Source organism: Streptomyces sp. NPDC007088 (assembly GCF_042869355.1).
GTDB lineage: Bacteria > Actinomycetota > Actinomycetes > Streptomycetales > Streptomycetaceae > Streptomyces.
This window is the reverse complement of the sequence record NZ_JBIAFO010000011.1, coordinates 238,560-251,372: the sequence shown is the minus strand read 5'-3', so window position 1 is coordinate 251,372 and position 12,813 is coordinate 238,560. Positions and strand designations below refer to the sequence as shown.

Below are 12,813 nucleotides of genomic sequence, written 5' to 3'. Positions count from 1 at the left end.
CCCCCGGCCGTACGACAGAGCGCCGGGCCACGTACGCGGCCCCTCGCCGTCGTACGCGCCCCGGCGCCCGGTCGTTCTCCAGTGGCCCGGCGGGGCCCGGCGGGCTCAGTGGCTCCCGGCGGGGCCCGGCGCGCTCAGTGGCTCCCGGCGGGGCCCGCCGTCCTCCTCGGTCCGCGGGTCGCTCAGGCCCGCATGGCCTGGCGCAGTCCGCCGACGTCGAGCTGTTCGGTCTCGTCGTGCGCGGTCAGGTCGATGACCTCCCCCGGGGCCGCGCCGTCGTCGCCGCTCCCGGCCCCGTCCGCGTCCTGCCGCTCCCCGGGCTCCGCTCCGGCCCGCGCGACGGACTCGTGGCCGACGACGTCGGCGAGGTCCTCGCGCTGGACGGCCTCGATGGCCTCGCTGTGCGCGGTGCTCTCCCCCGCCTGCGTACCGAAGAAGTCGAAACCGCCCTGCGGCAGACTGCGCCGGGCCGGCGGGGACGGGGCGACGGCGGTCGCGGCGGCGATCTGCGGACGCCGGTGTGTGACGGGCGCGGCGGCGACCGGCGCGGGGAAGGGCACCGCGGGCGCCAGGGCGACCGGGTCGCCCCGCTCCTCGTCCCCGGCGGGGCGTGGGCCGGACGCCAGGCGGTCGAGGGCCGTGTTGGCCCGCGCGTAGAGGTCGGCGGTCGGCCGAGCGGGGGTGGCACCGGTACCGGGCTGGGGGTTCACCAGCGCGGCCGGACCGGCGGACGCCACGGCGGGCGAGAGCGCCCTGGCCGGGGTGGCGGCCTCGATGGCGAGCTGCCTGCGGCCTTCGAGGGCGCCGGCCCGCTCGGTCTCCGCCGTCGCGTACCGGCGCAGCAGCGCCGCGTGCTCACCGCGCAGCGCGGACAGTTCGCCGCGCTTGGCGCGCAGCTTTCCGGCGAGCTTGGCCCGCAGCTCGCGGGACTCCTCCAGCTCGCTCTCCAGCTCCGCGACCTGTTCCTCGTGCCGCCACCGGTCGGCCTCGCGCGCGCGGGACAGCTCCGCGACCCGCAGCCCGGCGACGCTGTCCCAACGCCGCATGACGAGAGCACCGGCCAGCGCGGCGAGCGCCACGACCCCGGCCAGGGCGCGCAGGACGAGGGCTTGTGAACTGACCCAGGTACCGCCGGCGCCCAGGACGGCCACCACGGCGATGGTCGTGGGAGGCATCAGCCGGTGCAGGGGAGGGGAATGGCGGTGACGTCCGTGTGGCATGGCCAGAAACTTACCGCGCGTAGGCGATTTACGGACCCCCGGCCCGAAATCTGTTGGCCCGTCAGTTCCGGATGTTTCCCGGGCCCGCACTTACGGATCTGGATATTCCGCATCGAGTACGGCCAAGTACAGCTGAGTAGGGCCGAGTAACGCCGAGTACGGCTGAGTACAGCCGAGTACGGCCGAGTACGGCCGAGTACGGCTGTCGGGCACCCGAGGACGCGCCGCGAGGGATAGGGGCGCCCGGCACCGGACGGGACCGCAGAACCGACCCGCATGGCCAATCCGCATGACCGACCCGCATGACCGGTCCGCAGATCCGCCCCGCAGGGACCGACCCGCAGGGACCGACCCGCAGGGACCGGCCCGCAGGACGGTTTCACCCGGCGAGGGGACCGGTGGGAGCGATGCCTCCCACCGGTCCCCCGCCCGCCCGGCCTACTTCTTGATCAGGCCCTTGGACTTCAGGTAGTCCGCCGCGACGTCCTTCTCCTTGAGCCGCTCGGCGTCGACCTTGCGGTTGAGGTCCACGAGGTCCTCGGTCGTGAGCGTCTTCGTCAGTTCGCCGAGGGCGTCGGCTATCTCCTGGCCCCCCGCGTCCTTGGCGTTGACCACGGGGAGGATGTTGTCCGCGTTCTGGAGCTTCTTGTCGTCCTCCAGGACCACCAGGCCGTAGCTCTCCAGGGTCGCGTCGGTCGTCGTGGTCAGCGCGAGCTGGTCCGTGCCGTCCTTGACGGCCTGCTTCGACTGGGGCGTGCCGACGCCCTTCGGGTCGATGCCGGTGACGTCGATGCCGTAGGTCTTCGTGAGTCCGGGTGCGCAGAACGGGCGGGTCGCGCATTCGTCGCCGGCCGCGATCTTGACCTTGAGCTTCGACTTTCCCAGATCGGAAAGCGTCTTGAGCTTGTTCTTGTCCGCGAATTCCTTCGTCACGACGAAGGCGTTCTGGTCGACGGCCTCCCCGGCGGGAAGCGCTTTGATCCCCTCCGGTTCCGCGAGCTTGTTGAGCGCCTCGACGGTCTTGCCGATGTCGCTGGAGGCGACCGGCTCCGCCTTCTCGCCGTTCTTCGCGTGGTTGAGCCATTCGGCGAGCGTCGCCGCGTACTCGGGGACGACGTCGATGGAGCCCTTGCGCAGCTCCGGCTCGTAGACCTCGCGGTTCTGCACGGTCTTGACGGACGTGCTGTACCCGGCGTCCGCGAGGACTCCGGCGTACAGCTCGGCGAGCACCTTGGCCTCGGTGAAGCGGGCCGCGCCGATCACCAGCGAGCCCTTCTTCCCGTTGCCCGAGCCGCTGTCCGAGCCGCTGGACACCTTGTCGGAGGACCCCTTCCCGGAGTCCTCCAGGCTGTCGCCGCCGCACGCGGTGAGCCCCGCGGCCAGCGTCGCGGTCGCGAGGACCGCTCCGGCCATGCGCGCACGGCGCGAGTTCCTGTACATGCGATCTCCATGGGGGTGTCGAACGGCCCGGGAAGGGCCGGGTAGGGCTGATGGGACGGGACGGAAGCGTGGTGACGTGGAGCGAGGCGAGAAACCGGGCCGGGGGCGGCGTCCGGGTCCCGGGGCCGGGAACCGGACGGGCGCTCAGGCGCCCGCCGTGGAGGCCGTCGGCACCTCGGGCGCCCCGGTGCCCCGGCCGGGGGTCCTCCGGCGGGTACGGCGCCGCATCGGGTCGCCGACGCGGGCGAGGGCCACCAGGAGCCCTTCGAGGAGCAGGGCGAGAGCGGCCACGAGCAGGGCGCCCGCCACGACCTGCGCGGTGTTCTGGAGGTTGAACCCGGCGGTGATGATCCGGCCGAGCCCGCCACCACCCGGGATCGCGGCGAGCGTCGCGGTGGCCACGGTCTGCACCGCGGCGCTGCGTACGCCCGTCATGATCAGCGGGAAGGCGAGCACCACCTCGACCTGGCCGAACACCTGCCGCCCGCTCATACCCATGCCGCGCGCCGCCTCGACCACCGAGCGGTCGGCCTCCCGCATCCCGATGTACGCGTTGGTGAGGACGGGCGGGATCGCGAACAGGACCAGCGCGATGAGCGTCGGCACCTCGCCGTACTGCCGCAGCGGGGTGATCGACAACAGGGCCAGCAGCGCCAGCGTGGGCACCGCCCGCCCCACGTTGGAGATGTTGACGGCGAGGGCGCCGCCCTTGCCGAGGTGGCCGAGGGTCAGCGCGATCGGCAGCGCGATCGCGCAGGCGACGAGGAGCGAGGCCCCGGTGAACCACAGGTGTTCCAGGAGGCGGTGCGGCACCCCGTTCTCGCCCTGCCAGTGGGAGCCGGTGGTGAGCCAGGTCCAGGCGCCGGTCAGCTCGTTCATATCGCCTCCGCCGGGTCGGGCCGCGCGGCCGGGGCGGCCTGCGGAACGGGGCGCCGCGGCCGGCGGGCCCGGGTCCACGGCGTCAGCAGCCGCTGCACGCCCAGCAGCAAAACGTCGGCGAGGATCGCGAGGACCACACACAGCACCGAGGCCGTGAGCACCTGGGCCTTGAAGGTGGTGTCGAGCCCGTCGAGGATCAGGGTGCCCAGGCCCCCGTAGTCCACGATGGCGCCGACCGTGGTGAGCGCGACCGTCGAGACCGTCGCGATGCGCACCCCGCCCAGCAGCGCGGGCAGGGACAGCGGGAGTTCCACCTCCCACAGCAGCCGCCAGGGCCCGTATCCCATACCGCGGGCCGCCTCCCTCGCCTCCTCGGGGACCGAGGAGAGGCCCACGAGGATGTTGCGCACGAGGATCGTCAGCGAGTACAGGACCAGGCCCGTGACCACGAGGGCGGCCGAGAGCCCGAACACCGGCAGCAGCAGCGAGAACATCGCGAGCGAGGGGATCGTGTAGAGGATCGTCGTGACACCGAGGATCGGTCCGGCGAAGGCCCTGCTGCGGCGCGCGAGCAGCGCGAGCGGCAGGGCCACCAGGAGCCCGAGGGCCACCGACACCACCGTGATCAGGACGTGTTGCACCGTCGCGTCGACCAGTTCCTGGCTGCGGGTCCGCAGATACTCGCCGCAGATCCACTCATTGGTGACCATGCAGTTCTGTCCGCTCACGCGCGACCCACCTCCCCCAGCGTCTTGGAGCCCCCGGACCTCCCGAGAACAGCCGTCCGGCTACCCGCCCGTCGGTGCGCCAATCGCACCGCGTCGCTACCGTGACCTGGCGCGCCCGTGCGGGACGCGCCTCGCGGCACGGATACGAGCCCTCCCCGCCGGCGGGGACGGACGCCACACGCCGGCCGGCCGCGCTCGCACGGACGAACGACTCATGCGCGACCCTAACCCTCGCCTCGGACAATCGGCGGAACCGTCGTATTCCGGCAACGAGCGGCAACACTGTCTTCACAAACAACCCGCCACAATGGGGACCCATGATCCGGTTCGAGCAGGTCAGCAAGCGGTACGAGGACGGCACCACGGCTGTGGACGGCCTTTCCTTCGAGGTCGCGGAGGGCGAACTCGTCACACTCGTCGGCCCCTCGGGCTGCGGTAAGACCACGACGATGAAGATGGTGAACCGGCTCATCGAACCCACCGAGGGCCGGATATTCCTGGACGGTGAGGACATAGCGGGCGTCGACCCCGTCGAACTGCGGCGCCGCATCGGCTACGTGATCCAGCAGGTCGGTCTCTTCCCGCACAAGTCGGTGCTGGACAACACGGCCACCGTGCCGCACCTGCTGGGCTGGAAGAAGGCGAAGGCGCGGGCCCGCGCCGCCGAACTCCTCGACCTCGTGGGCCTGGACCCCGCGGTCTTCGGCGACCGCTACCCCGAGCAGCTCTCCGGCGGGCAGCGCCAGCGCGTGGGGGTGGCCCGCGCCCTGGCCGCCGATCCCCCGGTGCTCCTGATGGACGAGCCCTTCGGCGCCGTCGACCCCGTCGTGCGTGAACGGCTCCAGTCGGAGTTCCTGCGGCTACAGGCCGCCGTCCACAAGACCGTGCTGTTCGTCACCCACGACATCGAGGAGGCCGTCCGCCTCGGCGACCGCATCGCCGTCTACGGGCAGGGCCGCATCGAGCAGTTCGACACGCCGAGCACCGTCCTCGGCTCCCCCGCCACCCCTTACGTCGCCGACTTCGTGGGCGCGGACCGCGGCCTCAAACGCCTCTCGGTGACCCCGATCGAGCCCGGCGACCTCGAACAGCCCCCCGTCCTGCGCCTGGACGACCCGCTGAGCGCCGTCGCGGACCGGCTGGCCGCCGAGGACGCGCGCTGGGCCGTCGTCCTCGACGCGGAGGGCGCCCTGCGCGGCTGGATCGGCGCGGAACACGCGCGCGCGGACGGGGTCGTCGGCGACCGGGTGCGCCGCATGGAGGCGTGGCTCCCGGTCGGCGCGACGCTCAAGCAGGCGTTCTCGACGATGCTCCAGCACGACGCCGGCTGGATCGCGGTGACCGACGAGAGCGAGGGCGGCGCCTTCCTCGGCGTCCTCACCCCGGCCCGGCTGCACGAGGCGCTGCGCCGCTCCACGGCCGCCGACGCCCGCGACCTCGCCCGCGCCGAGGTCGAACTGGAGACGGTCAACGGGGTGTGAGCCCGCGCGGGGCTCCGGCGGCCGCCCCCGCGAGGAGCGGCCACCGGAGCCCCGCGCACAGCGGCCACCCACCCTCTCGGCGCGCCTCCCCCGGCGTTCCGATCAGCGCGCCTCCCCCGGCGTTCCGAGCCGTTCGCTCAGCCAGCGCAGGGTCGCGGGGATCTCCCGGCGCCACGTCGTGAAGTTGTGGCCGCCGCTGTCCAGGATGACCGAGGAGACCCGGGTCGGCGGCCGTACGAGGCCCAGCAGCTCCCTGGTCTGCGCGTAGTTGTCCTCCCCGTGCCGGCTGCTGCTGACCAGCAGGGACGTACGCGGCGGGGGCGACTCGCGCAGCACCCGCAGCAGGTCGGCGCGGCGGCGCGAGGACGCGTCCCCGTGGAACAGGTCCCCCGTCGTGGGGTCCTCGGCCGCCCGGTAGTACGCGGAGAGACCGGCGCCCGCCGCGTAGATCCCGGGGTGGTGCACGGCGAGCTTCAACGCGCAGTAGCCGCCCGTCGAATCGCCCACCGCGCCCCAGCCCTCCCCCGGCCGCGCCACGCGGTAGTGCCCGGCCACGGCGCGCGGCAGGTCCTTCGCGAAGTAGGTCTCGACGGCGGGCCCGCCCGGTACGTCGACGCACTCGGTGTCACGCGGCGGGGCGACCGTGGGCCGCAGCATGACCAGCACCATGGGCCCGGCCCGCCCCGCCCGCACCTCCGCGCGCAGCGTCTGCGGGTAGCGCAGCCCCGTGACCAGCGCCGAGGCCGTACCGGGGTAGCCGGTCAGGACGGTGACGGCGGGAAAGCGGTAGTCGCGCCACCGCGGCTGGAAGTACTCGGGCGGCAGATAGACGAGCGCCGGGCTCGCGATCCGCGAGGCGCGGCCCGCGATCTCCACACGCTCGATCCGCCCGCCGCTCCGCGCCCCGCCCCCGCCGGGCACCGGGTCCTCGCCCAGGACCCGTACGGCCGCGTCGCGTCCGCTCACGTCCACCGCCCCGGACGCCCCCGGCCGCGCCGGGGCCGCGCTCTGGTCGACGACGACCCCGGGTGTCCGCTCGCGGCCCAGCAGGTCGGCCCAGGAGGCGTAGAACCCGAAGGTCTGGTTCACGGCGAGCGCCACGACAGCGAACAGCAGGGCCTGCGTGGTCACGAGCAGACCGGCCCGCCCCAGCACCGAACGCCAGGAGGTACGGGCCAGCCGGGGCCACACCCACAGCGTGCCCACGAAGAACACCAGCGTCAGGAGAGCGGCCGTGACGAGAATCCCACGCCCCGTCAGGCCCACGACCCACCCCACGCCTTCACCGCGTCCGTCCCTCGCGCTCCGCCGCGCCCACGCCCTGGTTCTCGCCCGCCCACGTCTCTCCTCCGCCACACGGACCGGTCCCGCCCGGGGCGTACGCGACGACCCGCCGCGTTGCGGCCGCTTCTCCGCCGTGACTGTCCGGCGTCACTCGCTCTTTTCCGGACGGATTGCCGTCCGGAGTGAACCCGCCTCCCGTATCCAGCGTCCTAACGAGCGAAATTCGCCGAATGCAGCTCTTGGCAGCCGGTGTACACGTCCGTTGGCACATGTACGGGAATGCGATGTCTGTGGAAGTAGATGGGGTACGCGGCACCGGGGTTCCCCCGAGCCCCACGGGCAGCGCCCGAATCCCGGCCGCCAGGTCGGGCGAAGTCGACAAGACAGCCCGTGAAGCCAACCAAACCGCAGGAGCGACCGGACCCACTGGAGCGACCGGAGCCACCGAAGCCACCGAAGCCACCAGCAAGAACAACGAGGCGTACAAGGCCAACAAGGCCAACGAAGCGAACAAGGCGGCCACAGCGGATGTTTCACGTGAAACATCCGCGTCGGCCGCCTCTGGCGGGCGACGCCTCACGCTCCCCGGCCCCCGCCCCGAGTCCGTCCCGGCGCTCGTCTCCGGCGCGGGCACCCTGGTGGGCCTGCTGGACGTCGCGGCCGCGGTCTTCCCCCGTTTCCGGCACAGCTGGATGCACAGCCTGGCCGAGGTGCTGCCCGGAACCCTCGGCCCCTTCGCCGCCGCGCTCGCCCTGAGCGCCGGCATCCTGCTCCTGCTCCTCGCCCACGGTCTGCGGCGCGGAAAACGGCGGGCCTGGCAGGCGGCCGTGGTCCTGCTCCCGGTCGGCGCCGCCGCCCAGTACGTGTACCGGCACTCGCTGTGCGGCATCCTCATCCCGCTCGTCCTCCTGGCCGTACTGTGGCGCCACCGCGCCCAGTTCCAGGCCCTGCCCGACCCGCGCGGCCGCTGGCGGGCCCTGGCCAACTTCGCCGTCCTCGGCAGCGGTTCCGTCCTGCTCGGGCTGCTCATCGTCAGCGCCCACCCGGGCCGCGTCCACGGCCACCCCGGCCTCGGCACCCGGCTGCGGCACGTCCTGCTCGGACTCGTCGGCATCGAGGGGCCCGTCGGTTACGACAACACGACCTCCTGGACGGTGGGCACCTCGCTCGGCGCGCTCGGCCTGCTCACCGCCGTCACCACCCTGTACTTCGCGCTGCGCCCCGAGCACCCGGTGGCCCGGCTCGACGCGCGGGACGAGGAGCGGCTGCGCGCCCTGCTGGAGCGGCACGGCGCCCGCGACTCGCTCGGCCACTTCGCGCTGCGCCGCGACAAGAGCGTCCTGTTCTCACCGAGCGGCAAGGCCGCCGTGTGCTACCGCGTCGTCTCCGGGGTGATGCTCGCCAGCGGTGATCCGATCGGAGACGTCGAGGCGTGGCCGGGCGCCGTCGAACGCTTCCTCGCCGAGGCGAAGGCGCACTCCTGGACGCCCGCCGTCATGGGCTGCGGCGAGACCGGTGCCCTCGTCTGGTCCCGCGAGGCCGGTCTCGACGCCCTGGAGATCGGTGACGAGGCCGTCGTGGACACCGCGGGGTTCTCCCTGTCCGGCCGCGCGATGCGCAACGTGCGCCAGATGGTGACCCGCATCGAACGCGCCGGGTACGAGACCCGGGTGCGCCGCGTGTCCGAGGTCCCCGCCGAGGAACTGGACCGGATCACGGCCGCCGCCGCGCACTGGCGCGGCAGCAACACCGAACGCGGCTTCTCGATGGCGCTGGGCCGTCTCGGCAACCCCGGGGACGGCGACTGCCTGATCGCCACCGCCCACCGCGCCGAACCGGCCGGCCCCGCGCACCCGGAGACCGGGCAGCCCTCCTCCCCGTACGGCGACCTCAAGGCGGTCCTGCACTTCGTGCCCTGGGGGCCCGACGGCGTCTCGCTCGACCTCATGCGCCGCGACCGCGCGGCCGACCCCGGCATGAACGAACTGCTGATCGTCGCGGCGCTGCGGGCCGCCCCGGCGCTCGGGGTGCGCCGGGTCTCGCTCAACTTCGCGATGTTCCGCGCCGCCCTCGCCCGGGGCGAGCGCATCGGCGCGGGACCGGTCCTGCGCGCCTGGCGCGGGCTGCTGGTCTTCCTCTCCCGCTGGTTCCAGATCGAGTCGCTGTACCGCTTCAACGCCAAGTTCCAGCCGCGCTGGGAACCGCGGTACGTCGTCTTCGGCGCGAGCCGTGACCTGCCGCGCATCGGGCTCGCCGCGCTGCGCGCCGAGGGTTTCCTGAGCCTCCCGCCGCTGCGCGCGCCGCGCCGCCGGGCCCGCCCCGCCGGGCCGCGGGAGCCCGACCGCTCCCCGGCAAGGGCCGCCTGACCGGCCGGTACGCGCGCTCGCGCCCCGCCGCGCCCGGCACCCCGACCGCCTACGCTGACCTCATGAGTACGTTGCGAGGGCGCGGTCGCGTCGAGGGTCTGCCCGAGTGGGACCGGTGCGCGGTCATGGGGGTCGTGAACGTGACCCCCGACTCCTTCTCCGACGGCGGGCACTGGTTCGACACCACCGCCGCCGTCAAGCACGGCCTGGAACTCGTGGCCGAGGGAGCCGACCTCGTGGACGTGGGCGGGGAGTCCACCCGCCCCGGCGCCCCCCGCGTCGACGAGGCGGAGGAACTGCGCCGCGTCCTGCCCGTCGTACGCGGACTCGTCTCCGAAGGGGTGTCCGTGTCCGTCGACACGATGCGGGCGAGCGTCGCCGAGCAGTCCCTCACGGCCGGGGCGGTCCTCGTCAACGACGTCAGCGGCGGTCTCGCCGACCCCGCGATGGTCCCCGTCGTGGCGGCGGCGAACGCCCCGTTCGTTGTCATGCACTGGCGCGGCTTCAGCGAGGGCATGAACCAGCGGGCCGTCTACGCCGACGTCGTCGGCGAGGTCCTCACGGAGCTGCGGCAGCGCGTCGAGGCGGTCGTCGAGGGCGGCGTCGCGCCCGAGCGCGTCCTGGTCGATCCCGGCCTCGGCTTCGCGAAGCAGGCCGGACACGACCTCGCCCTCGTCGCGCACCTGGACCGGCTGCGGGAACTGGGCCGGCCGCTGCTCGTGGCCGCCTCCCGCAAACGCTTCCTCGGCCGGGTCCTCGCCGGCCAGGACGCGAGCCCCCCACCGGCCCGCGAACGGGACGCCGCGACGGCGGCGGTCACCACGCTGGCCGCGAGCGCGGGCGCCTGGGGCGTGCGGGTCCACGAGGTCCGCGCGAGCGCCGACGCGGTGCGCGTGGTGCGGGCCGTGGAGGCGGCCCGATGACGGCCCGCACGGCGGCCGAGGAGGTCGAGCAGGCGAACGCGGCCTACTACGCGGCGGTGGAGAGCGGCGACTTCGACGCGCTGTCCGGACTGTGGATCGACACCACCGACGACGTCAACGACGGTGACGGCTCCGACGTGTCCTGCGTGCACCCCGGCTGGCCGGTACTGAACGGGCGCGGCGAGGTCCTGCGCAGCTACGCGCTGATCATGGCCAACACGGAGTACATCCAGTTCTTCCTGACCGACGTCACCGTCAGCGTGCACGGCGCGACCGCGCTGCTGACCTGCACCGAGAACATCCTCAGCGGCGCCCCCGCCCAGGAGGACGAGGAGGGGCCCGGCCCGCTCATCGGCCAGCTCGTCGTCGCCACCAACGTGTTCCGCCGCACGAGCGACGGCTGGAAGCTGTGGTCGCACCACTCCTCGCCGGTCCTGACCTCCTCCGACGAGGACGAGGACGACGAGGACGGGACCGACGGCGAACCGGGCGGCCCGGGAGGCCCCGGCGACGCCACACCGGCCTGACCGGCGGCACCTGACTCCCGGCGCCCCACCCGACCCCGAGGGCCCACGGCCGGAGAGGACCCGGGAGTCCACCCCGAAGGCCCACGGCACACGACGGCCCGGGAGACCGCCCCGGAGCCCCCTCCCGGTCTCCCCCGCGGGCCCGCCCCGGAGCCCGCCCCTGGATTGGATCACCGGACGACTGGGTAGGGGCGTCGGACATCGGCGGCACGCCCTCCGTGCCGTCCCGACGAGCCGCGTCCGGGACACCCGTCGGCGCGGCCTGTCCGAGCGCGCGGGTAGATTCGAACGCATCAGGGTGTCGACTGCGCCGCACGCAGTCGACCGCGCCGTGTCCCGGACTCACCGGCGCGGCCACCGAGACCGACGACAGCTGGAGTGATTCGCGTGGACCGTGTCGCGCTGCGGGGCCTGCGGGCCCGGGGACACCACGGCGTCTTCCCGCAGGAGCGCGAGGAGGGCCAGACCTTCCTCGTCGACGTCACCCTGGGGCTCGACACCCGCGCGGCCGCCGCCGAGGACGACCTGACGAAGACCGTGCACTACGGAGTGGTCGCCGAAGAGGTCGTCGCGATCGTCGAGGGCGAGCCCGTCGACCTCATCGAGACACTCGCCGAACGCATCGCGGCGAGCTGCCTCAAGCACGAAGGGGTACAGGAAGTGGAGGTGTGCGTGCACAAACCGTCCGCCCCCGTCACCGTGCCCTTCGACGATGTGACCGTCACCATCAGCCGGAGCCGAGTATGACTGCATTTGACCAGGGCCAGGGCGACCCCACCGTCCAGCCGGTGCCCGCCTCCGTGGTCGAGCGGGTGGACGCGGCGGACACCACCCTCTCCAACCCGCACCGGGCCGTCGTCGCGCTCGGCAGCAACCTGGGCAACCGTCTGGAGACCCTCCAGGGCGCCATCGACGCGCTGGAGGACACCCCGGGCCTGCGGGTCAAGGCCGTCTCCCCGGTCTACGAGACGGAGCCCTGGGGCGTCGAACCGGGCAGCCAGCCCTCGTACTTCAACGCCGTCGTCGTGATCCGCACCACCCTGCCCCCCTCCTCGCTGCTGGAGCGCGCGCACGCCGTGGAGGAGGCCTTCCACCGCGAGCGCGCCGAGCACTGGGGGCCGCGCACCATCGACGTGGACATCGTCACGTACGCCGACGTCGTCTCCGACGACCCGGTCCTCACCCTGCCCCACCCGCGCGCCCACGAACGCGCCTTCGTCCTCGCCCCCTGGCACGACATCGACCCCGAGGCGACCCTGCCCGGCCGCGGCGAGGTCACCGAACTGCTCGCCTCCGTCACCCGCGCCGGCATCGCCCCGCGCACCGACCTGGAACTGGTCGTCCCCGAATAGCCGTTAGGGTCGATGAGGCGGTGACGCCGGGCCGGGCCCGGCGCGGGAAGGCGAGGACGAAGTGAAGCAGCTCCGCATCAGGGTGATGGCCGGCATCTTCGTGGTGGCCGCGGTCCTCTCCTGGGCGGGCGCCCGGCTGTGGGACTCGCTCTCCACCCTGCCGAGCGTCCCGGTGGCCGCGCCCGTCGTCCTCTTCGTCGTCGCGATGCTCCTGCTGGCCACGGCCCTGTCGATACGGTCCCGGCTGCGCGCCCAGCGCGAACGCCGCCCCGGCGCCCAGGGCGTCGACCCGCTCCAGGCCGCCCGCGCCGTCGTCCTCGGCCAGGCCAGCGCCCTCGTGGTCTCCCTGGTCGCCGGGGCGTACGGCGGCACCGGCGTCTTCCTGCTGACCCAGCTCGACGTGCCGGCCCGCCGCGACCAGGCGATCTACGCGGGCCTCACCGTGCTGGCCGGGATCGCGGTGGCCGCCGGCGCCCTGTTCCTGGAACGGGTCTGCAAACTCCCCGACGACGAGGACGAGGGCCCGGGAGCGGCCGGCCGCTCCACCTGAGCGAGTCCCCCGGCGCGCGGCGGCCGGCCGCCGCGCCGCCCGGAAATGGCCGGGGCGGCGGGC

12 protein-coding genes are annotated in these 12,813 nt (G+C 73.7%); 7 read left to right on the top strand and 5 right to left on the bottom strand.

Annotated features, from left to right (window positions below; translation table 11 throughout):
• Positions 1-182: 182 nt before the first annotated feature.
• The 4 genes from ACFYMP_RS19770 to ACFYMP_RS19755 all read right to left on the bottom strand — a co-directional run bounded on the left by ACFYMP_RS19770 (position 183) and on the right by ACFYMP_RS19755 (position 4,267).
• Entirely contained in the window at positions 183-1,220 is a 1,038-nt protein-coding gene (locus tag ACFYMP_RS19770) for a hypothetical protein (protein ID WP_388858901.1), read from the bottom strand.
• A 438-nt stretch (positions 1,221-1,658) separates the two neighbouring features.
• A complete protein-coding gene (locus ACFYMP_RS19765; protein ID WP_388858899.1) occupies positions 1,659-2,660 on the bottom strand; it encodes an ABC transporter substrate-binding protein in 1,002 nt (333 codons plus the stop codon).
• A gap of 144 nt (positions 2,661-2,804) precedes the next feature.
• A complete protein-coding gene (locus ACFYMP_RS19760; protein ID WP_388858896.1) occupies positions 2,805-3,539 on the bottom strand; it encodes an ABC transporter permease in 735 nt (244 codons plus the stop codon).
• On the bottom strand, positions 3,536-4,267 hold the full coding sequence (locus ACFYMP_RS19755; RefSeq protein WP_388858893.1) for an ABC transporter permease: 732 nt from the start codon (positions 4,265-4,267) through the stop codon (positions 3,536-3,538). Before ACFYMP_RS19755 ends, ACFYMP_RS19760 begins: the two co-directional genes overlap by 4 nt.
• A 317-nt stretch (positions 4,268-4,584) precedes the next feature.
• Between ACFYMP_RS19755 and ACFYMP_RS19750 the strand changes: the two genes are divergently transcribed.
• Entirely contained in the window at positions 4,585-5,748 is a 1,164-nt protein-coding gene (locus ACFYMP_RS19750) for an ABC transporter ATP-binding protein (protein WP_388858890.1), read from the top strand.
• A 102-nt stretch (positions 5,749-5,850) separates the two neighbouring features.
• Here the strand turns inward: ACFYMP_RS19750 and ACFYMP_RS19745 are convergent, their stop codons facing one another.
• Positions 5,851-7,014 (bottom strand): alpha/beta hydrolase, encoded by a 1,164-nt coding sequence (locus ACFYMP_RS19745; protein ID WP_388859036.1) that lies wholly within the window; start codon positions 7,012-7,014, stop codon positions 5,851-5,853.
• A 302-nt stretch (positions 7,015-7,316) separates the two neighbouring features.
• On the opposite strand from ACFYMP_RS19745, the gene ACFYMP_RS19740 reads away from it, so the two are divergent.
• The 6 genes from ACFYMP_RS19740 to ACFYMP_RS19715 all read left to right on the top strand — a co-directional run bounded on the left by ACFYMP_RS19740 (position 7,317) and on the right by ACFYMP_RS19715 (position 12,750).
• Complete coding sequence (locus ACFYMP_RS19740; RefSeq protein WP_388858887.1) at positions 7,317-9,398, top strand: phosphatidylglycerol lysyltransferase domain-containing protein; 2,082 nt, start codon at positions 7,317-7,319, stop codon at positions 9,396-9,398.
• 62 nt (positions 9,399-9,460) lie between these two features.
• A complete protein-coding gene (gene folP / locus ACFYMP_RS19735; protein WP_388858884.1) occupies positions 9,461-10,321 on the top strand; it encodes a dihydropteroate synthase in 861 nt (286 codons plus the stop codon).
• Positions 10,318-10,848: a nuclear transport factor 2 family protein gene (locus ACFYMP_RS19730; protein ID WP_388858881.1), complete on the top strand. Its 531-nt coding sequence runs from the start codon at positions 10,318-10,320 to the stop codon at positions 10,846-10,848. Before folP ends, ACFYMP_RS19730 begins: the two co-directional genes overlap by 4 nt.
• A 387-nt stretch (positions 10,849-11,235) precedes the next feature.
• Positions 11,236-11,595, top strand: coding sequence for a dihydroneopterin aldolase (gene folB, locus ACFYMP_RS19725; RefSeq protein ID WP_388858878.1), 360 nt, complete (start codon positions 11,236-11,238; stop codon positions 11,593-11,595).
• A complete protein-coding gene (gene folK, locus ACFYMP_RS19720) occupies positions 11,592-12,200 on the top strand; it encodes a 2-amino-4-hydroxy-6-hydroxymethyldihydropteridine diphosphokinase (RefSeq protein ID WP_363149783.1) in 609 nt (202 codons plus the stop codon). The genes folB and folK overlap by 4 nt, the downstream gene beginning before the upstream one ends.
• Positions 12,201-12,261: 61 nt before the next feature.
• Positions 12,262-12,750, top strand: a complete 489-nt coding sequence (locus ACFYMP_RS19715; RefSeq protein WP_388858874.1) for a DUF3180 domain-containing protein — start codon at positions 12,262-12,264, stop codon at positions 12,748-12,750.
• The last annotated feature ends 63 nt before the right edge of the window (positions 12,751-12,813 follow it).

Coding starts and splice junctions, on each gene's coding strand:
- ACFYMP_RS19770 (WP_388858901.1), bottom strand. CDS start 1,220: ATGCCACACGGACGTCACCGCCATTCCCCTCCCCTGCACCGGCTGATG.
- ACFYMP_RS19765 (WP_388858899.1), bottom strand. CDS start 2,660: ATGTACAGGAACTCGCGCCGTGCGCGCATGGCCGGAGCGGTCCTCGCG.
- ACFYMP_RS19760 (WP_388858896.1), bottom strand. CDS start 3,539: ATGAACGAGCTGACCGGCGCCTGGACCTGGCTCACCACCGGCTCCCAC.
- ACFYMP_RS19750 (WP_388858890.1), top strand. CDS start 4,585: ATGATCCGGTTCGAGCAGGTCAGCAAGCGGTACGAGGACGGCACCACG.
- ACFYMP_RS19740 (WP_388858887.1), top strand. CDS start 7,317: ATGTCTGTGGAAGTAGATGGGGTACGCGGCACCGGGGTTCCCCCGAGC.
- folP (WP_388858884.1), top strand. CDS start 9,461: ATGAGTACGTTGCGAGGGCGCGGTCGCGTCGAGGGTCTGCCCGAGTGG.
- ACFYMP_RS19730 (WP_388858881.1), top strand. CDS start 10,318: ATGACGGCCCGCACGGCGGCCGAGGAGGTCGAGCAGGCGAACGCGGCC.
- folK (WP_363149783.1), top strand. CDS start 11,592: ATGACTGCATTTGACCAGGGCCAGGGCGACCCCACCGTCCAGCCGGTG.